17 protein-coding genes are annotated in these 26669 nt (G+C 72.4%); 8 read left to right on the forward strand and 9 right to left on the reverse strand.

Translation table 11 applies throughout. The annotated features are described in order from the left end of the window. Window positions 1-104 precede the first annotated feature (104 nt). The 6 genes from CcI49_RS00270 to CcI49_RS00295 all read right to left on the reverse strand — a co-directional run bounded on the left by CcI49_RS00270 (window position 105) and on the right by CcI49_RS00295 (window position 7234). Window positions 105-1760, reverse strand: a complete 1656-nt coding sequence (locus tag CcI49_RS00270; protein ID WP_083749223.1) for a cytochrome P450 — start codon at window positions 1758-1760, stop codon at window positions 105-107. A 58-nt stretch (window positions 1761-1818) separates the two neighbouring features. Next, window positions 1819-3240 (reverse strand): cytochrome P450, encoded by a 1422-nt coding sequence (locus CcI49_RS00275; RefSeq protein WP_076823605.1) that lies wholly within the window; start codon window positions 3238-3240, stop codon window positions 1819-1821. Then, window positions 3237-3845, reverse strand: coding sequence for an ATP/GTP-binding protein (locus CcI49_RS00280; RefSeq protein ID WP_054564373.1), 609 nt, complete (start codon window positions 3843-3845; stop codon window positions 3237-3239). The genes CcI49_RS00275 and CcI49_RS00280 overlap by 4 nt, the downstream gene beginning before the upstream one ends. Continuing rightward, the gene (locus CcI49_RS00285) at window positions 3826-4185 is read right to left on the reverse strand and encodes a DUF742 domain-containing protein (protein ID WP_054564372.1); all 360 of its coding nucleotides are present in this window, start codon (window positions 4183-4185) and stop codon (window positions 3826-3828) included. Before CcI49_RS00285 ends, CcI49_RS00280 begins: the two co-directional genes overlap by 20 nt. Beyond that, window positions 4182-4601 (reverse strand): roadblock/LC7 domain-containing protein, encoded by a 420-nt coding sequence (locus tag CcI49_RS00290; RefSeq protein ID WP_006542598.1) that lies wholly within the window; start codon window positions 4599-4601, stop codon window positions 4182-4184. Before CcI49_RS00290 ends, CcI49_RS00285 begins: the two co-directional genes overlap by 4 nt. A 191-nt stretch (window positions 4602-4792) precedes the next feature. Further along, window positions 4793-7234, reverse strand: coding sequence for an ATP-binding protein (locus tag CcI49_RS00295; protein WP_076823606.1), 2442 nt, complete (start codon window positions 7232-7234; stop codon window positions 4793-4795). Between the two features lie 1233 nt (window positions 7235-8467). Here CcI49_RS00295 and CcI49_RS00300 point away from each other — a divergent pair. Beyond that, entirely contained in the window at window positions 8468-9223 is a 756-nt protein-coding gene (locus CcI49_RS00300; protein ID WP_054564370.1) for a GNAT family N-acetyltransferase, read from the forward strand. Between the two features lie 291 nt (window positions 9224-9514). Further along, window positions 9515-10051: a glutathione peroxidase gene (locus tag CcI49_RS00305; RefSeq protein ID WP_054564369.1), complete on the forward strand. Its 537-nt coding sequence runs from the start codon at window positions 9515-9517 to the stop codon at window positions 10049-10051. Between the two features lie 160 nt (window positions 10052-10211). On the opposite strand, the gene CcI49_RS00310 is transcribed toward CcI49_RS00305, so the two are convergent. Further along, window positions 10212-10676, reverse strand: coding sequence for a helix-turn-helix domain-containing protein (locus CcI49_RS00310; protein ID WP_054564368.1), 465 nt, complete (start codon window positions 10674-10676; stop codon window positions 10212-10214). 804 nt (window positions 10677-11480) lie between these two features. Between CcI49_RS00310 and CcI49_RS00315 the strand changes: the two genes are divergently transcribed. The 4 genes from CcI49_RS00315 (at window position 11481) to CcI49_RS00330 (ending at window position 20278) form a co-directional block, all read left to right on the forward strand. Then, a complete protein-coding gene (locus CcI49_RS00315) occupies window positions 11481-14858 on the forward strand; it encodes a DUF2309 domain-containing protein (RefSeq protein ID WP_076823607.1) in 3378 nt (1125 codons plus the stop codon). Then, on the forward strand, window positions 14855-17431 hold the full coding sequence (locus CcI49_RS00320) for a proton-conducting transporter membrane subunit (protein ID WP_076823608.1): 2577 nt from the start codon (window positions 14855-14857) through the stop codon (window positions 17429-17431). The genes CcI49_RS00315 and CcI49_RS00320 overlap by 4 nt, the downstream gene beginning before the upstream one ends. Continuing rightward, window positions 17425-18933, forward strand: a complete 1509-nt coding sequence (locus tag CcI49_RS00325; protein WP_241839831.1) for a proton-conducting transporter membrane subunit — start codon at window positions 17425-17427, stop codon at window positions 18931-18933. The genes CcI49_RS00320 and CcI49_RS00325 overlap by 7 nt, the downstream gene beginning before the upstream one ends. Before the next feature lie 169 nt (window positions 18934-19102). Continuing rightward, a complete protein-coding gene (locus tag CcI49_RS00330; protein WP_347280097.1) occupies window positions 19103-20278 on the forward strand; it encodes a PP2C family protein-serine/threonine phosphatase in 1176 nt (391 codons plus the stop codon). A gap of 157 nt (window positions 20279-20435) precedes the next feature. On the opposite strand, the gene CcI49_RS00335 is transcribed toward CcI49_RS00330, so the two are convergent. Together CcI49_RS00335 and CcI49_RS00340 are read right to left on the reverse strand one after the other, a co-directional pair. Then, a complete protein-coding gene (locus tag CcI49_RS00335) occupies window positions 20436-22793 on the reverse strand; it encodes a serine/threonine-protein kinase (protein ID WP_054564364.1) in 2358 nt (785 codons plus the stop codon). A gap of 525 nt (window positions 22794-23318) precedes the next feature. Further along, the gene (locus CcI49_RS00340) at window positions 23319-23915 is read right to left on the reverse strand and encodes an NAD(P)H-dependent oxidoreductase (RefSeq protein WP_054564363.1); all 597 of its coding nucleotides are present in this window, start codon (window positions 23913-23915) and stop codon (window positions 23319-23321) included. Between the two features lie 182 nt (window positions 23916-24097). Here CcI49_RS00340 and CcI49_RS00345 point away from each other — a divergent pair, with 182 nt between their 5' ends. Both CcI49_RS00345 and lpdA read left to right on the forward strand, forming a co-directional pair. After that, on the forward strand, window positions 24098-25069 hold the full coding sequence (locus CcI49_RS00345; protein ID WP_076823609.1) for a helix-turn-helix transcriptional regulator: 972 nt from the start codon (window positions 24098-24100) through the stop codon (window positions 25067-25069). Window positions 25070-25217: 148 nt separating this feature from the next. After that, the gene (lpdA, locus tag CcI49_RS00350) at window positions 25218-26618 is read left to right on the forward strand and encodes a dihydrolipoyl dehydrogenase (RefSeq protein WP_076823610.1); all 1401 of its coding nucleotides are present in this window, start codon (window positions 25218-25220) and stop codon (window positions 26616-26618) included. The last annotated feature ends 51 nt before the right edge of the window (window positions 26619-26669 follow it).

Below are 26669 nucleotides of genomic sequence, written 5' to 3' on the forward strand. Positions count from 1 at the left end.
GCTCCCGGCGCTGGTGACCAGCACCAAACCTCAGGGCCCGTGGGTTTCCCCACGGGCCCTGAGGTTTGTCCGGGCTTCGGATCAGTCACGCGGACCGGTACCGGTCAGGGCGATGTGAACCGGACCGGCAGGGTGGCGAGGCCACGCACCCAGACCGAGGGGCGCCACAGCAGCGCCGTGGGCTCCACCGCGAGCTCCAGGTCGGGGAGGCGATCGAGCAGGACCTCGACGGCCGTGGTCGCGATCGTCTCGGCTGCCATCTGCGCGGGGAAGGGGCAGCGGTGCTCGCCGTGGCCGAATGCCAGGTGGGCGTTGTTGCCGGCGGCCCGGCCGGACTCGCGCGGACGCGCCCGCGGATCGGTGTTCGCCGCTGAGAGGCCGAAAATGAGGAGATCGCCGGAGCGGATCCACCGCCCGCCGAGCCGGAGGTCACGACGAGCCCACCGCGCGACCAGGTTCTGGATCGGCGGGTCCGCCCAGAGGATCTCGGCCATGGCGCCGCCGACGCTGAGCCGGCCGCCCGCCAGATCCACGGCGAACCGGTCGTCGGTGAGCATCAGGCGAAGGGTGTTCCCGATCCAGTCGGCGGTCGGTGCCTGGGCCACGGTCAGGGTCGCCATGACGTCCTCGACGATCTCCTCGTCCGTGAGCTCCGCCGGGTGCGCGATCAGCGCCGAGACGGCGTCGTCGCAGGGCTGGTCACGGCGGCGGCGCACGACCCGCACGAGCATCGCGTGGACCCGGCGGCGCGCGTCGCGGGCTCCGGTGCCACCGCTGACGAGCAGGGTCAGATCCCGGGCCAGGGCGGTCAGGTCGCCGGCGGGCAGCCCCCACATCTCGGCGTTGACCATCGCGGGCAGCGGGCCGGCGTACTGGCTCATCAGCTCCGCCCGGCCGTTGCCCGCCACCGCGTCGATCAGGGTGTCCGCGCCACGGGTCACCCGGGCGCGCAGGTCGTGCGACTCGAACCTGCCGACCACGTCACCGATCGCCGCCAGCCGCCGGGTGTGGGCGGGCCCGTCGAGGCTGCGCAGGGAGGGCCGCTGGCCGACGATCGGCTGCAGGGGCCAGCCCGACGGGACCAGATCCCAGGCGTTCCAGATCCGGGCATCCCGCCCGAACAGGGCGGGCGTCCCCGCGACGTAGACGACCTCCCGGTAGCCCAGGACGAGCCAGGCCGGGATGTCACCTTCGAGTAGGACCGGCGCGACCGGCCCGTGCTCGTCCCTGATCTGGTGGTAGAAGGCGGCGCGCCGGTTGCCGGGTCCCTCGGCGGGCAGCCGGGCGGCGCCGTGGTGCGCGGGCCAGCGGGCCTCGAACGTCGACCGGTCGGCGGGCTGGCGCGCCGGTTCCTGGCCGCGGTCCCGCTCACCGGGTGGCGCGATGGGCGGCACCGGTGGTGAGCCGGGACGTCGGGGCTCCGGTGGACCGGCCGCGGTGGCGCCGGGCGTGCCGGGGAACCCGAGCGCGGTGGTGGGCGCATCGGCCGTTCCCGGCGGAGCGGACGATGCGGGCATCGCGGACGCGGTGGACGCGGCTGGTGTGGCCGGTGCGGCCGGCACGGCCGGGGAGCTGGACGAGCCCGGCCCGGCCGACCCGCGGGTCCTGCCGGTTCCGGGAGCCTCGCCGCGCCGGGTGGTGCTCGGCGCCGGGCAGGACGTGCCGTACTGGCGCAGTGGGCTGTACTGGCGCGCGCCGCTCAGCGGCCGGGGCATGCCGCTCGGGCAGGCGCCGGGCTGGCGTGAGTGGGGATCGGTCATCGGTGGTCTCCGGGCTCGGTTTCAGCGTGATGCCGTGCGGCGCGGCCAGTCGCGGACGTCAAACTGGGCTGAACCGGACCGGCAGGGCGGTCAGTGCCCTGTTCCACGCGGTGCGTCGCCAGGCCAGCGCGCCCGCGGGGACGGCGAGCCGGACGTTGGGCAGCCGGTCGAGGAGCACCTCGACGGCGGTCCGTGTGATGACCTCGGCGATCTCCTGCGCGGGGAACGGGCAGCGGTGCGCACCGTGCCCGAAGGACAGGTGCGCGCTGTTGGGCCCGGACGTCGTGACAGTGCCGTCGGCGTCGGCGTCGGCGTCGGCGGCGTTGCCGGCGTGGTGTCCGGCGCCCTGCTGGATGGGGCCGGGGCGGTGGTTGTGGGCGGACGCGGCGCCGCACCCGGCCGGCGGGCCCGAGGCGTGGTCGCGGCGGACCCGGGGATCGGAGTTCGCGGCCGCGAGGCCGAGCGCGACCATCTCCCCGGCCCTGATCCGCTGGCCACCGAGCTGGATGTCGCGGGTCGCCCAGCGGCCGGCGGTGATCTGCAGGGGGGTGTCCTCCCACAGGACCCGGGTGAGGGCCTGCATGACGCTGCGCCGCCCGCCGGACAGCTCCAGCGCGAAGGACCCGTCGGTGAGCAGCAGCCGCAGCGAGTTGCCGATCCAGCCGGCCACCGTCCGCATCCCGAAGCCGAGGGTGACCGCGAGATCCTCGACGATCTCGTCGTCCGTCAGCTCGGCCGGATGGTCGATCAGGCCGGAGATGATGTCCTCGGTGGGGGGCTCGTCCAGCCGGATGTCGAGCAGGTCGCGCAGCCGGGCGACGAGCTGGCGGTGGCCGCGGGCGGCGTCCGCGCCGATGTCGACCAGGTCGACGAGGTCCTCGGCGATCTGGGTGGCGTCGAGGTCGTCCGGTCCGCACAGCGAGGCCAGGACCAGGGCGGGCACCTGGTGCGCGAACGACGCGACCAGATCGGCCGAGCCGAGCCCGGCGAAGTCGTCGATCACGCTGTCGGTGATGGCCTCGGCCCGCGCGCGCAGGAGGAATACGTCCACCTCGCCCAGGACGTCGTTGACCGCCTGGTAGCGGCGCTGATGGTCCTCGCTGTCGGTGTGGAGCAGCGAGGGGCGCCGGCCCAGCCCGGGGAGCGGCGCCCAGTCCGCCGGGATGTTCTCCCGGCGGGCCCGGTTACGCGGATCGCTGGTGAAGATCTCCGGGCTGCTCAGGACGTAGTGCAGCTCGCGGTACCCCAGGACCAGCCAGGCGTGCCGGGTGCCGTCGAACGTCACCGGGATCACCGGGCCGGGCGCGGCGGCAGGGGTGGGAGTGGGGGTGCGGTGCGGGTTCGAGGCCGGATTGGGACGCGGGTCGCGGTGGCCCCGGGCCTGCGGGCGCCGCACCGGGGCGATGTCGGAGCGGCCGCGGCCCACGCCCGGGCGCGGAGCCGGCCCCGCGCCCGCACCCGGACCGAGCATCGTGGTCATGAGGCCTCCTTGCGGGCGGAGGCCTGCTCGTAGAGGTGCTGTACGAGCGTCATCAGCACGTCCTTGCTGGACGAGCGGTGCCGGGCGTCGCAGTCGATGACGGGCACGTCGGGGGAGAGGGACAGCGCCTCGCGCAGGTCCTCGAGCGAGTGCTCGGGCTCGCCGAAGTTGTTCCTCGCGACGATGAACGGCATCCGGTGGTGTTCCAGCCGATCGATCGCATACCAGGAGTCGGAGACCCGGCGGGTGTCGACGAGCACCACCGCGCCGATGGTGCCGGCGAACAGGCGGTCCCACAGGAACCAGAACCGTTCCTGACCGGGCGCGCCGAACAGGTACAGCACCATCTGCGCGTCCAGGCTGATGCGTCCGAAGTCGAACGCGACGGTGGTGGTGTTCTTGTCCGTGACCGCGCCGGGGTCGTCGATGCCGACGCCGGCCTCGGTCATCACCTCCTCGGTGCTCAGTGGGCGGATCTCGCTGACGGAACGGACCATCGTGGTCTTGCCGACGCCGAATCCGCCGACGATCACGATCTTGACGCCGTCCTTGGCCGTGGTCTGCAGCGGCGGCCGGACGGCGACCTCAGAGCTTCTGGAGTCCAACGAGCACCTGCTTCAGGAACGCGGGATCGGGAAGTTGAAGCGGATCGGTCGGGGTGGAGGGGTGGCTTGCCGCGATCAGGCCCCTCTCCAACAGGTCGGAGAGCAGGATCTTCACGATGCTCACGGGGAGCTTCAGATCCGCCGAGAGTTCGACCACTGCGGTAGGGGCCCGGCAGACCCGCAGGATCCGAATGTGTTCGGACTGCATCCCGGGGGCGGGGTCCGCTCTGCTCGTGACGAGCGTGACGAGGTCGAAGGCGGTGCGTCCGGCCCGGCTGCGACCACCGGTGAGGGTGTACAGCCGGTCCGGGTCCTCGCTGTCGACGAGCCGTCGGATCACGGCTGTCCGGCGGGCTGGACGGGCCCGCGGGGTGCGGCGCTCAGGTATTCGCCGATCTGTTCGACCAGCTCACTCATGTTGTGGCCGATGATGCCGGCGTCCGCGTCGTCGGTCGCGATCACCGCCAGGTGGGCGCCCTGGCCGGCGTCGACGATGAACAGCAGGCCGCCGTGGAACTCGGTCATCGACTGCCGAACCCCGCCGGTGCCGTCCCCGAACTCGATGGACGCTCCGTGCGCGAGGCTCTGGATGCCCGAGGCGATCGCGGAGAGCTGGTCGGCCTGGTCGATGCTCAGGCCCGATGACCGGCACAGCTTGAGTCCGTCCCGGGACAGCACCAGGGCATGGTGCGTTCCCGGGGTACGCGCGAGGAGGTTCTCCAGCAGCCAGTCAAGATCGCTCTCAGTGGTATTCATCGGGATTGCGGGGTGCCGTGCGGTGGGCCCGCCCGGGTTGCCCCTGCCTCCAATCTGGTCGTCCAGTGCTGGTCTGGTCGTCGTGGAAAGGCCAGGTCGGGAAGGTTCTGATCGGGATGTCCCCGCTGGCTGACCGAACCGGTCCGGTCCGGTCGGCCAGCGGGCAGCCGGTGCCACTCACCGGGACGTCCTCACCGGGACGTCCTCGTCGGCCGGCTGCGTCGGGTCGGCGCGGACCCGACGCGCGTCGGAGCCAGCGGCGGCTTCGAGCCGGCCCCAGCTGAGGCCCCCGCCCCCGCTCCGGCCCCTCCATCCGGGCTGGGGCCGGCGGTCGGGCCGGGTGCGGGCGTGGCCGGTGGCCGGCTGTCCTCGATGTCGGTCACGGCCGACCCGGAGCTGTCTGTCGCCGCCGCGGGCAGCTCCCCGGTAGCGGAGCCCCGCGTGGTCTCGGAGGTCGTCGCGGTCTCGGAGGCCTGCACGGTCGCAGCAGCAGCGGCGTCGGCGTCGGCGGCGGCGACGTCGTCGGCGGCGGCGGTGTCGGCCATGGTGGCCGGGCCGACCGCGGCGGCGAAGCTCTCCGCTTGCACGGTCGTGGCCAGCTCCGGGCCCGGCTCAGGTGCGTCCGTCGGCATGGCCGGGGCCTCGTCCGAGGCGCGGGCCGCGGCCAGCTCCGCCATCTCGATCAGCTCCGCCAGCGCCGCCATCTCGAACTGCTCCGCGGAGACGGTGGTTTCCGCGTCGATGGGCGCCGGGTTCGTCGCGGACGCTGTGCCCGTTGTCGGGCCGAACGGCGCCGCAGGGCCCGGCATGCCCAGCCCCGGCATGCCCAGCCCCGGCATGCCCAGCCCCGGCATGCCCGGTCCCGGCATTGCCAGCTCCGCCGTCCCCTGGGTCGGCATCTGCGGGCTTGCCGGCGTCGGACCAGGAGCCGCCGGGCGCGTTGTGGTCGACCTGGTCGCGCTGGCGGCGCGCATGGCTCGACGGAACGCGGCGAAGTTCGCGATGGAGTTGCGACGGGCCCGGTGTGAGCGCGGGCGGGAGACGGCGGGGCCGGCCGCGCGGGTACTGGCGGTGAGGGACTGGCCGCGGGCTCGCTTGGGCAGGGTGATCCGGGTGGTGACGGCATCGATGCCGGTGGCGGCTGCGGTGTCCGCGGGGCCGCTCGGCCCGGCGTCGAGCGCGACGTGGGGGTGGGCGTGGGTCTGCTCCGTGCTCGGAGCGTTCCTGGTAGCGGCGCGGGTCGGGAAGGCGCCTGGTTCACGGGTGGGAAGCGCACCCAGGGCCGTGACGAACTCGGACGGATCCGGTCTGCGTGGCTGGTGGTTCGCCAGGTCACCGCCGCCGCCCGCCCCCTGCCGCTGCCGGTTGAAGCCGGGGTCCGACGCGGCCGTGCTTCGGCTGTGCCGGTCGTCGGCGGCCGCGGGCGGCAGGGCCCGTGGGGCTCGGGCCGCCACGGCGGTGCGCAGGCCCGTGGTCGCCGCGTCCGTCGCGTCGCTGATCGTGGGCGGTGGCTCCACCGATCTCGGCGCGGTGATGAGCTGGCGCGGAACCATCACGATGGCACCGGTTCCGCCGCGCGACGACGGGCGGAAGGACACCGTCAGACCGTGTTTGCGGGCGAGCACGCCGACGACCGCGAGGCCCAGCCGGGTGCCGGAGAGGTTGGTCAGGTCGAGCGATTCCGCCGAGACGGCGCGTTCGGCCCGTTCGAGGGCTGCCTGCCCCATGACCAGGCCGCCGTCCTCGATGGTGATGACGACGCCGGCCTGCACCTCCTCGACGTAGACGTGCACCTCTTCGGAGGGCGGCGAGAAGCTGGTGGCGTTGTCCATGAGTTCCGCGAGCGTGTGCATCACGCCCTCGGCGGCGTAGCCGACCACGGCCACGGTGCTGGTCGAGTGGAGCCGGACCCGCTGGTAGGCGCTGATCCGTCCCATCGCCCCGCGCAGCAGGCTTTCCATGACGATCGGCTTGGTCCAGCGACGACCCGAACGCCCGCCGGTGAGAACGGCGATGCTGTCGGCGAGGCGCCCCGCCTGGGCGGTGAGGTGGTCGAGCCGCAGCAGGTCGCCGAGAACCTCCTCGCTGTGCCGTTCCTCCATGGTGCGAAGGTCGGCGAGCATGGCGGTGCTCAACGCCTGCATGCGGCCGGCGGCGCTCGCGCAGGCGGCCATCGCGGCGGAGCGCATCCGTTCGCCGCGGCTGACCTCCTCTGTCACGGTGCGCAGAATGTGTAGGTGTGCGCCGTCGGTACCTCGCGGCGCCTCCCCGAGGGCGGCCTGGGCGGTGGCGCCCTCACGCAGGCGGGTGACGACGAGGGGGAGCACCTCCCGGGACAGCCGTTCCGTCTGCGCGGTGGAGGTCTTGACCTTCGTTTCGAGCGTGACGACCCGGCCGCGCAGCTCCATGGCGATCTGCCGGTTGCGGACCGCGAAGACGCTCGCCAGCCCGACGACTATGGCGGCGACGGATGCGCAGAACAGGACCGGCCCGCGGGCGTCGGTGGGTGACACCGCGGCTATGCCGAGGCCGGTGAGCATCACCACCAGCACCGCGGCGATCGGCGGTGCGATCAGGTCGCGGACCGTCGGTGGTCGCCGCACCTGATGGCGCGCGATTGCGTGTTCTGACATCGATCAGGTCCTCGTCGTCGGTGGTCGGTGGCTCAGGGCCGGCCCGCCGCGGTCAGGAACTTCCGTCGGGAATTCGGCTGAGAATCGACGGATCTTGCGTGGCGCAGCGCGTTGTCCCGTTCGCTGGCTGATGTCTCCCGAGGCCCCTCCGGGGCGCTTGTGAGTCGCCTTCGAGGGGTCGCTCGGGATGGTTCCGTAATGTTTCTCCGCGTCGCGGAAAAATGAAGTGAAGTGGCCGTTGAAATGTGGTTCCCGATGCCTATTGACACCGGCCTGGAGCCCCTCTCCGGCCGTGCTGACCGCGTCGATCTCCGCCCCCTTGCCGTCGCCCCGATGCGCCTGTCCTACCTGGGTTGATCCGGTGTCGATCCTGGGTCGAACCCGAACTATCAGTGCAGGTCATCTGCGCGTCGCACATGCTATTGACCGCCCAGGCGGGTCGTGCGGCGGGCGTTGCGGGCTATCTCCGGGCCATAGCCGAAAGTGGTATCAGAGTGTTTCTGTTGTGTTTCTGTAGTGAATCTGGATTGATCCTGTTTTGCTGGAAACCGATGCACGGCCCCCGGCTGAACGGGGGCGCCGCTGCGCGGAGTTGACAGCTTGGCATTCCCGGCGGCTGCGCTGGCCTGACCGGGCCATTTCTCGCCAGAAACGACGACGCTTTTAAGTCGGTGTCGGCCGTGGCTGTTATGTGCTAAATTCATTCTCAGTTCACGGGTTCGGTCTGCCGGTCGGTGTTCGGGTGGGTGAGAATCCGGCCTGTTCCAAGCGCATTCCGGCCGGGGCCGGGTGTGGGGCCGTGGGGCGGGCCCCCTCCGAACGGGGGTGGTGCGGCCGCCGGGTGCGGGCTGTTCCACGGCCCGGAGGGGGCGTTCCTCGGCTGGTTGTCAAGTTCGACGCCCATGGCCGGTCGCGCGTGTCGCCGTTCGGAGCGCCACCTGCGGTCGCCCCCCGGTTGGCTCGGGCGTGCGGCGGGCCGGTCCATGGGCCGGCGCAGGGCGCGGTCCACGGCGCGGTTGACGGGCCCTTCACGCGGGGGGTGCGTCCGGACCCCGCGTCACGACCGCCGACCCGCTTGAGGGGCTGTCTGACGGGCCCGGTGCGGCATTCGGCCGAGCTGGTGGCGGGTGGCCGCCGGCCCGCGACGAGGGTGGGCCGTTCACCGGGTTTCGGGCCCGGCGCATAGTCTGACCGTGGGCGCGTCCTGGGCGCCTGTCGCCGGTGGGAGGTTGGATGGGTCCGACGGGCGCAAGCCCGAGCCCGAGTGCGTTGCCGGGCGCGCGGCTGGGGTCGGTGGCAGTCACCACTCCGGAGGCGGCACTCGACAACCCGGTCTGGGCGTCGCTGACGGGCGTACACACTGCGCTGGCCATCGTGCACGGGCGCGCGGCGCGTTACCCCTCCGATATCTCACCGTTCGCCGCGGTGAGCGACGACACCGATCCGGCCGCCTGGGCCGACCTCGCCGATCTGGTGGGGCCGGGTGTCCTCCTCGGCTGCGCGGGTCTGAGGTCACTGCCGCCGCCGGGGTGGGACATCGTGATGGCGGTCCCCGCCGTTCAGCTGCTCGGCGATGACGTGGCCGGCCGTCCGGACCCCGAGGCGGTTCGCCTGGGAGCGCAGGACGTGCCGGAGATGCTCGACCTGGTCGCCCGGACCCAGCCGGGTCCGTTCGAGCGGCGCACCATCGAACTGGGTGCCTACCTGGGCATCCGACGCGGCGGGCGACTCGTCGCGATGGCCGGGGAGCGGATGCGGTTCCCGGGCCGTACCGAGATCAGTGCCGTGTGCACCGATCCGGTGCACCGCGGGGCCGGTTTCGCCACCCGCCTGATCAGGGCGACGGCCATGGGCATCCTCGCCCGTGGCGACCGGCCCTTCCTCCACGTGATGGTCTCGAACATGGACGCGATCCGGCTCTACGAGGACCTCGGCTTCCGGGTCCGCCGCGAGATGTCGTTCGTCCAGCTGCGCACCCCGACACACTGAGACTGTCCCGCTCGGTGCCCTCCACCCGCCGGGGCTGCTTCACCCGGACGCCTCGCTCGGCTGCCCCGTTCACCGGCGATTTCCGTCACCGCGGCGGTGACAGAATATTGCTGGTCCGGGTAGCGTCCGATGTGTCCGCGCCGTACACGTCGCACGCCCAGCCTCGCCCGAGGCGGTCCTCCGGCCGTCCGGGGCGTACCGGTCGTACCTGGCCCTGGTTCGGCGACGACTCGGCGTCCCGCCGCCGGGCCCGTGATCGTCGGGTCCGCCCCATCGAGAGCCAGGTCGCAGATGACTGTCCATGACTTCACCGTCGAGGCGTCGGACGGCACCCCCCGCCCGCTGAGTGAGTACGCCGGCAAGACGCTGCTGATCGTCAACGTTGCCAGCAAGTGCGGCCTCACGCCGCAGTACGAAGGTCTCGAAGCGCTCTACCGGGATCTCAAGGGCCGTGGCCTGGAGGTCCTCGGCTTCCCCTGCAACCAGTTCGGCGGCCAGGAGCCCGGCACCAACGCCGAGATCCAGGAGTTCTGCTCGACGAACTTCGACGTGACGTTCCCGGTGCTCGGCAAGATCGAGGTGAACGGGCCCGACGCGGCTCCGCTGTACACCTACCTGCGCTCGGAGGCCCCCGGCGACTTCGGGCCGGAGTCGGGCTTCCTCTACGAGCACATCAAGCGCTCGCGGCCCGAGGCCATCGGTACCGACGAGGTCAAGTGGAACTTCACGAAGTTCCTCGTGGACGGCGACGGCAAGGTCGTACGTCGCTTCGAGCCGACCGTCACGCCCGAGGAGCTGCGCGGCGAGCTCGACGGCGCCCTGGCGTAGCAGCGGCACGATCCCCTCGGTCCCACCGGCGGACGTCTGGTTCGTCCGCCCGGTGGGACCGGGCCGCCCGGCCGCCTCGGTGGGCCGGGCGAAATCGGGCTGACCCCGCCGGCTCGCGCGTTGGCCAGCCGGTTCGCGCGTCGGCCCGTCGGTTCACATGTCAGCCCGTCGGCCGCACCTCGGTGACCGGCCTCACCTCGCCGAGGCGGACGGGCGTGACGCCGTTCGCCTCCACCTGCTCGCCGCAGCTCGCGCACACGCAGCGTGGCCGCAGCTCGGCGCCGCAGGAATGCCGCCACACGGTCGGCGGCGGGCCGGCCGTGACGTACCGGTCGCCCCAGTCCATGAGACCCAGCAGCACGGGCTGCAGTGCCCGGCCGGCCTCCGTCGCCAGGTACTCGTGGCGCGGCGGATGTTCGCTGTACTGGCGCTTCTCCAGCACCCCCGCCGCGACCAGCGACCGCAGCCTCGCGGCCAGGATGTCCCGGCTCGCGCCCGTGTTCTCGACGATCTGGTCGAACCGGCGTGCGCCCAGCATGACCTCCCGCAGGGCCAGCAGGCTCCACCGCTCCCCGACGACGGCGAGGGCGTTCGCGATCGAGCACTCCCGGGCCGTCCTGCTCATCGCGGGTCCTCCTCGTCCGACGTGGCCTGACACGGTACGTCCGGAAATCAAACTTACCACCTGTTCGGTATCCGCCAAGGTTGCTGGACGCCGGCGGCTGTTGCCGCGGCCCGGCAGGATCTGAGGACTGTGGTCGCCGGCACGGCGAGAATCCTCAGATCTTCGAGCCGCTCCACGCGCTTTCGCTGTCGCTGTGGCTGCTGCCAGCCAGGGCCTGAGGCTGGTGGTCGCCAGGGCGACGAGCATCCCCAAATCTTTGGCCGGCCACTTCGAGCGCCGTCTCCCGAGTGCCGAAAAGTGCCTCCGGTCGGTTGCCGTGAAGCATTTTTCGATGGCTTCCGGGGCTGGCTGACCGCCAATCGACGACCATTGGGTTTGCTGGCAGGAAAGGCCTTCCAGAAAGTATGACGGTGATTCGTGCCACCGCGATGATCGGCACGTGCCGAAGGGGCCCAGAGTCCTTCATACTGATACCTGTCAGGCGATCCTACGGCGGTGGCTCACCGGCCAGCCTGGTCGACCCTCGGGTGGGGCGGAGCCGGCCGCGCATTTCCCCTGGGATGCGCGGCCGTGTTCGCCGCCGATTGTGTGTCGGCCCGCGGGCCCGCCGCGCCGCCGGTCGCCGAAAACCCGGAAAAATCCGGGTGGTCGTGGGAGAGAGGCCGGCCTTCGGTCTGCCGGAGATCGGTCGGTACCGCAACCAGCGTGCTGGAGGGCACACATTCCTGGTCGAGGAAGCAGTACCTGGAAGGCCCGCGGGAAATGAAGGAACCGGGCCACCATGAATGGGGGACGGGAGGGGACATGGCCCACGTCGAGGATCAGACCGAACTGATCGTCCGCATCGTCGAGGAGGTCGCCGAGCTCCTGCCGCCCCAGGCACCACTCGGGTACTTCTCCCACCACAACCCGCTGCACGCCCTGGAGGAGCTCCCGTTCCCGCAGGCGGTCGAGCGTGCCGGCGCGCTGCTGGGAACGGCGGCGTTCCAGACCGAGCGGGCCTTCTCCGACCACCTTTCGTCCGGCCGGATCCTCACCCGGGACCTGGTGGCCGTGCTGGACCAGCACGGCGGGCCGAGCGATGACGCGTCCGCTTCCGCCGGGGACACCGAGATCCTCCCCGGCGGGCCGACCTGGAACGACTTCCGGCTCGCCCGGCTCGGCCTTTTCGTCGACGTCCCCGGCGCCCCCGCGGTCTCCTGGCGGCTCGCGGACGGCGGCGAGCTCAGCCACTTCCATCCACTCGTCTCCCCGGCCCGGCGCGAGGAGCTCACCCGACAGGCAAGGCGGCGCTTCCCGGCACCCCGGCGGCGGTCCCCGCGCGGCCGCGCCGCCGAGCGCAGAGCGCTGCGGGCCGCGCTGTTGAGTGCCCTGTGGGGCGATCTGCTGCGGTGCGTGCCGCCCGCCCCACCGCGGGCCGTCCCGCTGCGTCGCCGTGACCAGCTGCTCCACCGCTTCGGCGTCGACATCGACGAGATGATCCATCCGGTACTGATCAGGTTGTGCGCGGCCTTCCTCGACCAGGGGATGGCCGCCTGGGAGCTGCCGCACCGGGAGGACGGCCTGCTCACAGCATTCCGTCACCTGTTCGGAACGCTCGGGGCAACCCGGGAGCCGCACTGGTCCGGGCTCGCCGCGCACCTGCGCCGGCAGCTGCGCCAGGGCTGGACCGCCGAACGCACGGTGACCTGGGCGCTGCGGGCGCTGCGGGTCCCCGTGCCGGTCTGGCCGGAGGCCGTCCGGGCGACGCTGATGTCGCTGCGTGGCTGGGCGGGTATGGTCCGCCAGTTCGAGGCCCATCCCGACCGGGCACCGTCGCAGCCGTCGCCCGCCCGCCTTGTGGACCTGCTCGCCGTCCAGCTCACGATGGAGGTCGTGGCCGTTCGTCACCTGCTCGGCCAGACGATCGGCCCGGACGCCACCCCGGAGGACCTCGGCCCGCTCGGTGATGCCGCCCCGGCGAGGCCGGCCGGCGAGGCCCGGTCCGACCGGTCGGACCGGCCCGACCGGGATCTGGCCGCACCCGATATGGCCGTCCCCGATCGGCCCGCTCCCGATCTGGAGCTGGTCTACGAGGCGTTCGTGCTCGCGCAGATCATGGACGTCGAGACCGAGGCGCTCGGGGACCCGCGGTGGGCCCGGGCCTGGCTGGGTGCCGTCGCGGACCTCGGCTCCCGGCGACGGCGCTGGCTGCTGCACCTGGCCTATGAACGGCGCTACCGCACCGAGATCCTCGACGCGCTCACCGCGCACGACCGCCGCTTCCCCGAGATCGACGCCGGGCTCGGCGCCGATGCCGTGCACGAGGCTGGCGGCGCGTCCGAGGCCGCCTTCCAGGYCGTGTTCTGCATGGACGAACGGGAGGAGTCGCTGCGCCGGCACCTGGAGGAGATCCACCCGTGGGTGCGCACGTACGGAGCGGCGGGGTTCTTCGGTGTCGCCATGGCCTACCAGGGACTCGACGACGTCCGCCCACGGGCGCTGTGCCCGGTGTCGGTCACGCCGCACAACCTGGTCGTCGAGCAGGCCGTGGACCAGGCGGAGCTGATCGCCTATCAGCAGACCCGGCGCCGTGACGCCCACCGCCACCACATCCTGTCGGCCGCCCGCGGCAGATCCGGTCGGCCGACCGGCCACAACGCGGTCGCCGGGCTGGCCCGGCTGGTTCCGTTGGTCGTCGGTGCGGTGGCCCCGCGGGCCGTCGGTGAACGCGCCCGGATGCTGTGCCCCCATGACCGCCCCGGCCCCTGGCCGCGGACTCGACTGGCCGTCGAGACCGTCGAGGCCGTCGAGACCGTCGAGCCCAGCGAGGGCGGAGAGATCGAATCCGGTGCCGGTGCCGGTGCGGTGGTGGGCGGCGCGGGGCTGGTGCCCGGTGTGGGCGCGGGTCCGCTGCGGCTCGGCTTCACGGTCGACGAGATGACGGAGATCGTCGACACGCTGCTCACGACGATCGGGATGACCGGGCCGACCGGTGGTGTGGTCCTCGTGATCGGGCACGGATCGTCCAGCGTCAACAACCCGCACGCGGCCGCGTACGACTGCAGCGCGACCGGTGGCGGCCGCAGCGGCCCGAACGCTCGGGCGTTCGCCGCGATGGCGAACCATCCACGGGTGCGGGCGGCGCTCGCCCGGCGCGGTCGCCTGATCGGCCCGGACACCTGGTTCGTCGCAGGCCACCACGACACCTGCGAAGGCTCCCTGACCTGCTACGACACCGACCTCGTCCCGGCCGCTTCGCAGGCGGCGCTGGCCACCGCGACCGAGGCGCTGCGCGCGGCCGTCCAACTCGACGCGCACGAGCGCTGCCGACGCTTCGAGTCGGTGGGCGCCGACGTCGCCGCCGACACCGCGCACGCCCATGTGCGGGGGCGGTCGGCCGACATCGCGCAGTCGCGGCCGGAGTACGGGCACAGCACCAACGCCACCTGTGTGATCGGCCGGCGCTCCCGCACCCGCGGGCTGTACATGGACCGCCGGTCGTTCCTCGTCTCCTACGACCCCACGACCGATCACGACGGCTCCGTGCTCAGCCGGCTGCTGCTGTCCACCGCACCGGTCGGAGCCGGCATCAGCCTCGAGTACTACTTCAGCGCGGTGGACCCGATCGGCTTCGGCGCCGGGTCCAAGCTGCCCCACAACATCAGCGGCCTGGTCGGTGTGATGGACGGGCACGCCTCCGACCTGCGTACCGGCATGCCCTGGCAGTCGGTGGAGATCCACGAGCCGATGCGGCTGCTGATGATCGTGGAGGCGGAGCCCGACCTGCTGGCGTCCATCGTGCGGGGGCACCCGCACCTGCGTCGGCTCGTCGACGGCGGCTGGATCCAGCTCGCGGCCTGGGACCCGCACTCGCCGCGGACCTGGCTCCATGTCGACGGCCGCTTCGAACCACACCGGCCGGAGAGCCTGCGCCTCCCGGTGGTCGCCCGGTCGGAGCACTACTACGCCGGACAGCGCGATCACCTGCCGCCCGCACACGTGCTCGCGGCGTGTGAACCAGCACGGGTGGACATCCCGGCGCAGGCGCCGTCGCCGCAGCTGTCGTCGGAGCGGCTGTCGTCGGAGCGGCCGTCGCCGGAGCTGCTGTCGTCGGAGCAGTGGGCGGACATCCCGGAGCAGCCGCGGCTGCCGTCACGGTGGCTTGACGCCCCCTTCCCGGACAGGCCGGACGGACCATGAGCGGCGGTTTCGGCGCCGGGCTCCTGCCCGCGACCCTGGTCCTGGCGGTTGCCGTGCCCGGGGCGGCCGTCGTCCTTCTCGGCAGCCTGATGTGGTTCGGACGGATCCGCTCCGAACGGGTGACCACCACGGTTGTCGCCACCTCGTTCAGCGTGGTGACCTTCGCCTGCCTGGTGCTCGCCGGTGCGGTGGCGGTCAGCGGCGGCGAGGCCGTGGACGCGGCCGTCGGCCCCTGGTTCGGCACAGCTGACCACAGCTTCACCTGGCATCTGAGCGCGGACCCGCTGTCCGCACCCTTCGCGCTCGTCGCGGCCGCCCTCGTCGGCCTGACCGGCGCGGTGTCCGCCCGCTACCTGCATCGGGAGCCCGGCTTCACCCGCTTCCACCTGCTGCTGCTCCTGTTCGGCGGCGCGGTGGAACTGGTGGTCCTGGCCGGTGACCCGCCGACGCTGTACTTCGGCTGGGAACTGGTCGGACTCACCTCCGCCCTGCTCATCGCCTTCTTCGCCGAACGGCCGGCGCCGGTGCGCCACGGGCTGCGGGCCTTCCTGACCTACCGGGCCTGTGACGCCGGGCTGCTCGTCGCGGTGGTCTGGCTCGGGCACCTCGCGAGCGGCACCGCGGGCGGCGCGAGCGGTGCCGGCGGTGGCGGCGGGCCGGAGCACCACACCCACGGCTGGGACGGTGTGCTGGCAGCCCCGGCGGTGCTCGCGCACGCGCCGGCCCTGGCCTTTCTGCTGCTCCTGGCCGTGCTGGGCAAGTCCGCGCTCGTGCCCGTCGGTGGCTGGCTCCCGCGCGCGATGGAAGGGCCGACGCCGTCCAGTGCGGTCTTCTACGGGGCGGTGTCGGTTCACCTGGGCCCCTACCTCCTGCTGCGCGCCGACCCGCTGCTCGATCACACCCCGCTCGCGCGGCTGGCACTGGTCGTCGTCGGCGGGCTCACCGCCCTGCACGCCGCGGTTGTCAGCCGGGCCCAGAGCGACGTCAAAAGTGYGCTGGCCTACGGGTCGATGACCCAGGTCGGGCTGATCGTCGCCGAGATCGGACTGGGCCTGCACACCCTTGCCCTGACGCACACCCTCGTCCACGCGACGCTGCGCTGTGCTCAGATCCTTCGTTCACCCAGCGCGTTGCGTGACAGCCAGCGCCTGGAGCAGGCACAGCGTGGTGCCCCGACATCCGCTTCCGGGCCGGGACGAAACATGGCGATCGTGCCCGCACGATGGCAGCCCCGGCTCTACCGGTACGCGTTCGAGAGGGGAGACGCAGACGTGGTGCTTCGCCAGGTCGGAGGTGCGGCCGCGCGTGCGCTGACAGCGATAGACCGCTGGCAGCGGCAGGCCGTGGAGGTGATCGGTGGAAGGTCCGAGGCCGTGGCGCGGCCGGGGACCGGAGCAGGGCCGGGCGCCGGCTCCGGATTCGGCCCCGCTTCCGGGTTCGTGGCTGCCGCGGCGGGCCCGCCTCGCGGCGGAGCGTCGTGGGCGCCGGCCGCGTCGACGGAGCCAGTCCACGGCGACTGGTGGCCCTGGGCGACGATGGAAACACTGCCGACTGTCGCTACAGCCGGCGTGAACGAGGCCGGGCTCGGCCCTGGGCCTGAGCCTGAGCCCGAAGGCGAGCCCGAGCCCGAAGGCGAGGCCGAGGTCGGGCTTCGTCCGGAGGCGAAGGGAGGCCCGGTTTCTGGTTCCGGCTCCGCTCCTGTCGCTGATGCGGACGCGGGTTCGGTGGACGGGGCCGACGCGGACCATCCCACGGCACCGCGGCGCACCGGCCAGCGGGCCCAGGACGGATCAGGCCCCTACGGCGCGGACACCTACGCCCCCGACCTGCCCGACCTGCCCGGCCTGACCGCGCTGCCCCGACGGATTCCCAGCCAGGCAGGTCCGGCGGCGGTCTCCCGGCCCGGGGAGCCGTTGGCCGTCCCTGAAACGACCCGGCCGTCCACACCGCCGCGGCTGCCGGTGCCGCGGCCCGCGGCCGAGGACCTCGCCCGCCAGCTTCCGAGCCCGGCCAGCGCCGCACCGGACACCACGCCGCAGGACCGCATCACCCAGGCCGGCATCACCCAGGACAGCATCACCCAGGACAGCATCGACGACGGCATCGTGGACGCGGGTACCACGGAGATGCCCATGACGTCCCTCGGCGCGGCCGGCCGGCCAACCGACGCCGGCGTCATCGAGCCCACGGGTGGCGTCGCGCCCACGGATGACATCGAGGCCGGCGGTGTCGCCGAGCCGGTGGACGTCGTCGGCGAGGACCGTCCCGCGTCGCACGGTGCGCTCGCGGAGCCTGCGCTGGCAGAGCCCGCATCGGCGCAGCCCGCATCGGCGGATCCCGCGGCGGCGGACGGTGCGGCGGCGGACCGTGCGGGTGGGCCGGCGTCCGACAGCACCGGCGGTCGTGGGCCGGGCCTGCGGCCCCGGAGGCCCGACGCCCCGTCGTCGCGTCGCCTGACGGCCCGCAACGACGGGCCCGGTGGCGGCACTCGGCCGGCGCGCCACCTGGACGAGCCGCCCCGGTTTCCCACCGACGTCCGTCCCGTCCGTCCCCGCTCCGGAGGGCCGTGGTGATCCTGGCGGTCACGCCGCTTCTGGTCGCGATCGGCCTGCTCGGTGGCTCGGTCGCGGTGCTCCGGAGCCCTGATCCGCCGGCTGCCCGGGCCACCGCGACCTGGTGCGTCGCCGTCGCGCTGGGCGTCATCGCCGTGGCGATGCTGGCCGAGCGGCTGGGTGCCTGGCCGGGCGGGGCCGGTGGGGTCGTGCTGCTCGCGCCGGGGAGCGGGCGGTGGATGCCGTTCGTCACCTGCCTCGCCGGGCTCGCCGCCACCGCCCTCGCTCCGGTGACGTCCGACTCGCCGTGGACGTCACACTCACCGCGCACCTTCGCCCGGACGCTGCTCGTCCTGGCCTGCGGCACCGCCGCGACCGCGTCCGACGGGCCCGGCGCGGCGCTGGCCTCGTGGGCGCTGTCCGCCGTGGTCGTATGGCGTGAGCTGGTCGATGAGGCCGATCCGTCCGGGGCCGGGCCGGCGCGGGTGTTCGGGCTGCACCATCTGCTCGGGGTTGGCGCGTGCGCCGTGGGGCTGCCGCTCGGGCCGCTCGGGCCGACCGCCGCGGCTGTGCTGGTCACGTTCGGCGTCGGTGTCCGGCAATGCCTGGTGCCGTTGCATCTGTGGCACGGCTGCCTCGTCGGATCCGGCTCTCCCAAAGGTTCTGGCTCAGCCGCAGGGCCTGGCTCTGCCGTCGGGCCTGGCTCAGTCGCAGGGCCTGGTTCTGTCGCAGGGCCTGGCTCTCGCGCCTGGTACGGCTCTCCGGTCGGGAACGGCGCTCCCGCGGGTTCGCTGCCGCCCGGTCTCCTCGTCGCGTTCACGGCCGGTCCGTCCGGTCTGCTGTTGCTGCCGGAGGTCGCGCGGCTGCTGCACGGGCAGGCCTGGGCCGGCTTGGTCGTCGCCGCGAGTGGGGTGACCGCCCTGCTGGGGGCGGGTCTCGGCCTGGTGGCACGCGACGTCCGCACCGCGCTCGCCCAGGTTGGGCTGGCACTGAGTGGAGTGGTCAGCTGCGGGGCACTGGCCGGTTCGGTGTTCGGGACGGCGGGGCACGGGCCGGCGGGTGATCCCGGTGTCGCCGCGGTGGGGGCGGTGCTGGCCTGGCAGGTCGGCGCGGTCGCGACCGGCGGTGCGGTCATGATCGCGGCCGCGACGGAGGCGCGGCGCGGCCCGATGGCGCTGGTCGGCCCAGGCGGCTGTTTCGCGCGGACGCCCCGGCTCGCTGTGGCCTTCCTGCTGTTCGGCCTCACCGCGGTCGGCTACCCGGCGACCATCGGATTCGTCTGGGAGGACCTGGTCCTCGACGGCGTCGGCACCTGGTTCGTGCTGCTCGCGGCGGTGCTCGTGCTCGCGGTCGCGGGCTCCGGCGCGACCGTCATGAAGTGGTATTTCGCGGGTTACACGGGGCGGCGAGACCATGTGGGTGAGCACGACCTGACCGTGCGCGAGTTCCGTGCGGTCACCGTCCTGCTGGTGCTGCTCCTGCTCGCTCAGATCCACCCGGCGGGGCTGCTGCCCGAGCTCTGAGCCGAGCCGGCGTCCAGGCCGCGAGCCTCCAGGCCGCGAGCCTCCAGGTCACGGGTGCCCGGCCAGAGTAGTTCGTGCTGGGCGCGTCGCTGGGGTGCGGGGTTCGGGCTGGGAGGGGCTGGGAACAGGGAAAAGGTGGATCTGAGCGCGGCAGTGCGGGGTGGCCGGGTTGGCCCGCGCTGACCGGCGTCGCGGGGCGCTCCGGCGTCGTGGCGCGGTCGCGGTGAGCCCGTCCTCCTCGCCCAGGGGCAACGACCGGCCCGCGGCCCGGTGGGCGATGCGGCTGGCGCCGCTGCTGATGCTCGTGGCGATCGTCGTTCTGCAGCTGGCCAGCAACGGCTGGACGATCCTGGAGCTGACCGTGCTCTCCCCGTTGCTCGCGGCGACGATTTCCGGCCCGTTCCTCACCACGGTCTACGCGGCCCTGGCCTTGGCCGCCAGCGTGCTGATCGGCATCCACGACGAGTTGTTCACCGTCAACGAGGGCGGTCTGGCCGCGCAGCTGGTGCGCCTGACCGGCATCGCGGTCGGCGGTGTGATGGCCGTCTTCGTCAGCCGGTACAACACGCAGCGCGAGGTGAAGCTGCAGAACGTGACCCGGGTGGCCGAGGTGGCTCAGCGGGCGGTGCTGCCCATGGCGCCGACCGCGGCAGGTGATCTGCAGCTCGCCGTCCGTTATGAGAGCGCCGCCGCCGAGGCGATGGTGGGGGGCGACCTGTACGAGGTCGTCGACAGCCCCTGGGGTACCCGGCTGCTGGTCGGGGACGTCCGCGGCAAGGGCCTGGACGCGGTGCGGATCGCCAGCCGCGTGCTGGGCTGCTTCCGGCTCGTCGCCAAGCACCGGCCCGACATCGAAACCGTGCTGACCGATCTGGACGAGGAGGTCGCCGACGTCAGCGGCTTCGACGACTTCGTCACCGCCGTCGTGCTGCAGATCCGCGACGGCCAGCTGGATCTGGTCAACGCCGGGCATCCCGACCCGTTCCTGGTGCGCGGTGAGACCACGACGACGCTGACCCCGGTCGGCCGGCGATCACCGCTGGGGCTGCTGGCCGGCGACGTCGCGCTGACGTCCTTCGCGCTGGAAGCAGGTGACCGCCTGCTGCTCTACACCGACGGGATCGCCGAGGCCCGCAGCGCCGAGTCGCGGGAGTTCTTCCCGCTGCCGTCGGCGGTGGGGCAGACACTGGGCCAGCACCGTCCGCTCGAGGCCTGCCTCGACGACCTGGTTCGGCAGGTCCAGAACTGGACGCGCTCCACCCTCAGCGACGACGTCGCGCTGCTCGCGGTGGAGCTGCCGGCCGCCGCGGGCCGGTCCCGGGCGGACCAGTCGACCGCGGCCTGAGCCGTGGCTCCGGGCTGCCTCTTCGGCCTGCCTGCTTGCTCTCCTGGGCCCGCCTGCTTGCTGCGGGCAGGACGTGAGGATTTCGGTCGTTCCGGCGACCACGATCCTCAGCTCCTGTCCGACAGCAAGGGCTGCAGTCCGGGGCGGGCACGCCGGGCTAGCGTGTGGTGGGCTTGCCGTCGCAGCTGTAGACGACGACCTTCGCGTCGTCGTTGTCGTCGGCGTAGGTGATCTTCATCGTGTCCGCACGGATCCAGCCCGAGGTCTCGGTCCCGTCGAGCCGTGCCCACCACCAGACCTCGTTGGACTTCGTCACGACGTTGCACCACAGCCAGAACTTCCGGCCGCGGACGAAGGTGCCGAGGCTGTCGCAGCTCCCGGCCGGGCCCTCGCGAAGGTCGCCGACCTTGGTCAGGACGCCGAATCCGTCACTGTTCACCCTGGTGACGGGCTTGGCGGGGCATCCGAGTGGCTGGACGGCGGGCGGCGACGTCCGCACCGCCCGGACCGGACCGGCGCCAGCGGCAGCGTCGGCCGAGGTCCGCGGGTCCGGTGTCTCCTCCGGGTCTGACGATCCCTCGGGGTCCGATGGCTCCTCGGCGTCCCGGGCGGCTGCGGAGCTCGCCGGGGATACCCGGGTGCCGTCGGCCGCCGCGTTCTCCCGTGACGGTGTGACCACCAGGGCCACGGGCTCACCGCCGCCCATGGGCTTCGACAGCACCCAGACGAACACCGCGCTGACGATGACGAGCACGGCCATCAGGAAGGTGATGAGCCGGCGCCGACGCCGTCGCCGGAGCCGCCGGGACGCCCCTGCGTCGGCCTCGGCCTCGGCTTCGCCCCCGCTTCCTCCGGTTCCGTGGCTCGAGACGTGCCCTGAGCCTCCGGAGCTGCCCGAGCCTCCGGAGTTGCCTGAACTGCCCGAGCCGCCGTCGTCCGAGCGGTCCGAGCGGCCCGAGCTGTCCGAGTCGCCGGTGCTGCTGGCCGGACGTACCGACCGGGCCGATGCGGTCGACGCCGCCGATGGCGGCGGGGCCGCGGATCCACTCGGCCCCGCTCCCGCCCCTGCCTCTGCTCCCGCGCCGAACGCAGCCGCCGTACTCGCGGCTGCCGCTGGCCCTGGCAGGTGGGCGGGAACCCGTGCGGTCGCCGCGGCCACGCTGGTGGCACTGTCGGGGTCCCGGGAGCTGAAGACGTCCGGCGGAGCCGGGGAGCCCGCGGTGAGAGCCGCGGGGGCGCTCGCGGCCTCCAGCGCCCTGGGCACCCGAGGCGCGCACAGGGCCCGCGGCACCGGCGCCGCGTTGAGCGCCCGCGGCGCGCCGGCCGAGCCGAGGGCGCGTGGCGAGTGATGGGGCCGCGCGGTTGCTGGCACCGGAGCCGCCGGCGCGGAGGCGGGGTGCGGTCCCGCGATCAGATCGGTGGGGGAGGGCTCACTGGGGAACGGCGTGCCCAGGGCGTCCATGGCATCCGGAGCACCGGTCGGCGCCGACTGGAACATCGACGGAGGCGTCGCGAGCATGGTCGTCGACGGCGACGGCACCGTGGAGATCCGGTAGCGGGTGACCTCGGCCGCCACCGTCGGCGGCAGCCAGCCACCCCCGGTCTGGAGGTACAGGTCGTCGGTGATCGCCGACCGGCACAGCTCGATGACCTGGGTGGACGTCGGCCGCTCCGCGGGATCCTTGGCCAGGCAGCGGGAGAGGACCTCGCGCACGTTGTCCGGGCAGTGCTCCCAGTCGGGCTGCTGGTGCTCGATGCGGTGAAAAACCGCGGCGTCGGATCCGAACGGCGGTCGTCCCGTCAGCGCGTAATAGGCGGTCGAACCAAGCGCGAACACGTCGCCGGCGGCATCGATCTGCTTTCCGCGAACCTGTTCCGGTGACATGAATGCGGGTGTTCCTATGCGTACACCCGTTTGGGTCATAGCGGCGGTCGAGGTTTCGATGGCCCGCGCGACACCAAAATCAATAACCCGTGGGCCGTCGTCGGCGAGGATGACGTTGCCGGGTTTCAGGTCACGGTGGATCACACCGGACCGGTGGATGGACTGCAGCGCCTCGGCCACGCCGGCGATCAGCATGAGCACGGTCGCCGAGGGCAGCGCGCCCTGCCGGACGACGGCGACCGCCAGCGACGGCGCGGCGACGTAGGCGGTGGCGATCCACGGGCGCAGGGCCTCGGGGTCGGCGTCGATGACGGGAACCGTGTAGGGGCCCTGCACCCGGCGCGCGATCGCGACCTCTTTCGCGAACCGGCTGCGGAAGTCGGGATCGGCCGCCAGCTCCGGGCGCGCGACCTTGAGCGCGATCGGGCGCCCCCCCGGGGTGTACGACAGGTACACCGCGCCCATGCCGCCCTCGCCGATCCTTGCCCGCAGCAGATATCGGCTCACGCTGTGCGGATCATGCGGTGTCAGCGGGGTAAACACCGCATCGCGCACGGGTTCGATCCGACTGGCGTGCCCTGCCGGCTCGCCTGGACCGATCCCGATCGCGCTTGGCGGTGTGTTGTTCATCGTCCCCCTTCCGGGGCCGCGCCCAAATCGATACATCACATCGTCGTCGGGAACGACCAGGTCATCCGGTCATCGACAACGGCATGTCATCAGAAATGGGTTTAAAGCAGTCATCCGCATCTTATGGGCGCCTACCGGGCCAACCGCCTGTTCGTGCGGGTGGCGTAGCTCCGGTTCCACCTGCACCCACCCCCCGTCGGGGCGCCGAACAGAGCTGGTGACGGCGGGCCCGGTTGGCCAGCCACAGGCCCACGACCTGCGGGGAGTGCAGGTGTCGGGCAGCGGACAGCGGGGGCCGGGGCGACCGGCCTCGGCCTGGTCAGCGGGTGGGCATCGCGACGTCCGCCACCCCGACAGGTCGCCCGGAAGGGTGGGGCGGGGAGCAACGGCCCGGCCGGGTCAGGCGATCGGCACTGGTCCTCCGATCGGCACTGGTCCTCCGGTCAGCGCTGGTCGTCTGATCGGAACCGCCCGTCTGATCGGAACCGGCCGTCGATCCTCCGGTGCCGGCACCACCCGGATTGATCAGATCCGCGCGCGGGTGCGGCGGGCATCACGCAGGGCGGTGCCCCACCAGCTGAGCTCGTCGAGCAGGACCTTCGCGGCGGCTTCCGGCTCCCGCGGGTTGATCAGTGTGCCCGAACTGTCGAAGAGCTCGTAGTACCGGGGAAACGAGACGTGGTCGCGCAGCGTGTGCGCGTGCAGTTCGCCGAGCACCTGCCGCAGATGCTCGATCGCCAGCAGCCCGCCGCTGGCACCGCTGTAGCCGACGAATCCGACCGCCTTGGCCTGCCACTGCTCGTAGTACCAGTCGATCGCCGCCTTGATCGACGCGGGGTAGCTGCGGTTGTAGTCCGGCGTCACGATGACGTAGGCGTCGGCCGCGTCGAGGCGGCGGGTCAGCTCCGCCATGGCCGGCGGGCGGGTGAGGTCCGGTTGAAGAGCCGGCGGCGTCGCGGGCAGCGCGAGTGGAAGCGGGAAGTCGGCGAGGTCGATCAGATCGACGTTGTAGCTGCCATGCCGCTCCACCTGCTCCACGAACCACCGCGCCACGACGGGGCCGAACCGCCCCTCCCGCACGCTTCCGATGATCACGGCAAGATCCAGGGTCTCTTCGGACATCTGCCCGGCTCCTTCGACGAAGGCCTGTTGATCGGACGCCGGTCACGCTGCCAGCGGCCCGCCAGCGCCGGAAGGCCGCGCCGAGGCTGGTAGTGCCCGAGACTGGTAGTGCCCGAGGTTGGCCGAGACTGGTAGTGGCAGAGCCACGATCAGCTCACCGTCTCCGGGTTACCGTTCGGATCGTGGACGGAAACGAGCTGGGCACGTTCCTGCGCGCCCGGCGGGAGGCGGTGTCCCCGGCCGAGCTCGGGCTGCCGGTCGGCCCGCGGCGCCGTACCCCGGGGCTGCGTCGTTCCGAGGTGGCCACCCTCGCCGGGGTCAGCGTCGAATACGTGACCCGGCTCGAGCAGGGGCGCGACCGGCATCCGTCCCCGGCGGTGCTGTCCACGCTGGCTGATGTCCTCGGGCTCACCCCGCGCGAGCGCGTCCATCTCTACCGGCTGAGCAAGGGCACCACGGCGGGCTTCACCTGCCGGGGCGGCGCGGCACCGACCTCCGCGCTCCGGCCGGCCCTGCGGGCGTTGCTGGAACGCCTGGACCCCACCGTCGCCGTGGTGCTGAACCGGGTGACCGACGTTGTGGCCTGCACTGTGGCGTTCGAGCGGCTGGCCCGCCCGACCGGTCTGCTGGACGGCTGGCGCAGCCCTGGCGACCGCGACGGTGCGGGTGCGGGTGCGGGTGCGGGTGCGGGTGCGGCCAGCGGTGCGGTCGCGGTCAGCGGCGTGGGTGAGGTGGGTGAGGTGCCGAACGTGGCGCGCTTCGTCTTCACCGACAGCCGGGCCCGTTCCGTGCTGCCCGACTGGAGCCGTGCCGCCGACGAGATGGTGGCGGCGCTCAAACAGGGTCCGTTCCGCGCGGACAGGTACGTGGCGGCGCTCGCCGACGAGCTCACCCTCACCGCCGGCACGGCGTTCGGTGCCCGGATCACCGCGCTGACCGGCCTTCCCACGGCCAGCGGTGTCGTCCGCCTGTCGCATCCCACGGCCGGTCCGCTGAACCTCGCCGTCGAGACGCTGGAGCTGCCCGCCGACGACGACCTGCGCATCCTCGTCGGCCTGCCGGCGGACGCCGTCACGGCCGCCGCGCTGGACGGGCGACACGAGCCGTTGCGAGTGATATCGGGCGGTGCGGCACGAAAAGTCCGTCCGGCCTGACCGGAACGATCACACGAGGATACGCGGTGATGCCTCGTGCGTCAGCCGGCCCATCTGTGGGTGACTGGAATGGCGCTGGCAGCATGCGTGGTTGAAATCTCCGCGCCGCGCGACGAACCGGCGTCCGATGTGATCGTAGGGTGGACCTATGGCAGCGCACTTTGATCTGGTTGTCCTCGGTGGCGGGCCCGGCGGCTACGTCGCCGCGATCCGGGCGGCGCAGCTCGGGATGTCGGTCGCCGTTGTCGAGGAGAAGTACTGGGGCGGCGTGTGCCTCAACGTCGGCTGCATCCCCTCCAAGGCGCTGCTGCGCAACGCCGAGCTGGCCCACCTCTTCGCCCACGAGGCCAAGACCTTCGGTATCTCCGGGGAGGTGAGCTTCGACTTCGGCGCCGCGTTCGACCGCAGCCGCCAGGTGGCGGATGGCCGGGTCAAGGGCGTGCACTTCCTGATGAAGAAGAACAAGATCACGGAGTACACCGGCCGTGGCACCTTCCGTGACCCGAACACCCTTGACGTGGCGCTCTCCGGTGGTGGCAGCGACCAGGTGACCTTCGACAGCGTGATCATCGCGACCGGCTCGCGGGTGCGCCTGCTGCCCGGCGTGGAGCTGTCCGACAACGTCGTGACCTACGAGACGCAGATTCTCACCCGCGAACTCCCGCGTTCGATGGCGATCGTCGGTGCTGGGGCGATCGGTATGGAGTTCGCCTACGTCCTGCGCAACTACGGTGTCGACGTCACCATCATCGAGTTCCTCGACCGCCCCCTGCCCAACGAGGACGCCGACGTCTCCAAGGAGATCCTGCGTCAGTACAAGAAGCTGGGCGTGCCGATCCTGACGTCGACCAAGGTCGAGACGGTCAAGGACAACGGCTCGTCGGTGACGGTGGAGTACACCGGCAAGGACGGTGCCCGGGGCTCGCTCGAGGTCGACAAGGTCCTCATGTCCATCGGGTTCGCGCCGAACGTCGAGGGCTTCGGCCTGGAGAACGCCGGCGTCGCCCTGACGGACCGCGGCGCGATCGCGATCGACGACTACATGCGCACCAACGTCGAGCACATCTACGCGATCGGTGACGTGACGGCGAAGCTGATGCTGGCCCACGTGGCCGAGGCGCAGGGTGTCGTCGCCGCGGAGGCCATCGGTGGCGCCGAGACCAAGACGCTCGGCGACTACCGGATGATGCCGCGCGCCACGTTCTGCCAGCCCCAGGTCGCGAGCTTCGGCCTGACCGAGGCGCAGRCGCGGGAGGAGGGGCACGACATCAAGGTCGCGAAGTTCCCCTTCACCGCGAACGGGAAGGCGCACGGTCTCGGCGACGCCAGCGGATTCGTCAAGCTCATCTCCGACACGAAGTACGGGGAGCTGCTCGGCGGCCACCTGATCGGCCCGGATGTCTCCGAACTGCTGCCGGAGCTCACGCTCGCACAGAAGTGGGACCTCACCGCGTTCGAGCTCGCGCGCAACGTGCACACCCACCCGACCCTCAGCGAGGCCCTGCAGGAGGCGATCCACGGCCTCGCCGGCCACATGATCAACCTCTGACGGTCGCGGGTTGAACCGCTGGCAGGCCGGCAGGCCTGCCAGCGATCCTCG

Source organism: Frankia sp. CcI49 (assembly GCF_001983215.1).
Taxonomy (GTDB): Bacteria; Actinomycetota; Actinomycetes; order Frankiales; family Frankiaceae; genus Parafrankia; species Parafrankia irregularis.

Excerpts from the sequence above, each read along its gene's own strand:
- CcI49_RS00270 (WP_083749223.1), bottom strand. The coding sequence starts at position 1,760 with ATGACCGATCCCCACTCACGCCAGCCCGGCGCCTGCCCGAGCGGCATG.
- CcI49_RS00275 (WP_076823605.1), bottom strand. The coding sequence starts at position 3,240 with ATGACCACGATGCTCGGTCCGGGTGCGGGCGCGGGGCCGGCTCCGCGC.
- CcI49_RS00290 (WP_006542598.1), bottom strand. The coding sequence starts at position 4,601 with ATGAATACCACTGAGAGCGATCTTGACTGGCTGCTGGAGAACCTCCTC.
- CcI49_RS00295 (WP_076823606.1), bottom strand. The coding sequence starts at position 7,234 with ATGTCAGAACACGCAATCGCGCGCCATCAGGTGCGGCGACCACCGACG.
- CcI49_RS00300 (WP_054564370.1), top strand. The coding sequence starts at position 8,468 with ATGGGTCCGACGGGCGCAAGCCCGAGCCCGAGTGCGTTGCCGGGCGCG.
- CcI49_RS00305 (WP_054564369.1), top strand. The coding sequence starts at position 9,515 with ATGACTGTCCATGACTTCACCGTCGAGGCGTCGGACGGCACCCCCCGC.
- CcI49_RS00310 (WP_054564368.1), bottom strand. The coding sequence starts at position 10,676 with ATGAGCAGGACGGCCCGGGAGTGCTCGATCGCGAACGCCCTCGCCGTC.
- CcI49_RS00335 (WP_054564364.1), bottom strand. The coding sequence starts at position 22,793 with ATGAACAACACACCGCCAAGCGCGATCGGGATCGGTCCAGGCGAGCCG.
- CcI49_RS00340 (WP_054564363.1), bottom strand. The coding sequence starts at position 23,915 with ATGTCCGAAGAGACCCTGGATCTTGCCGTGATCATCGGAAGCGTGCGG.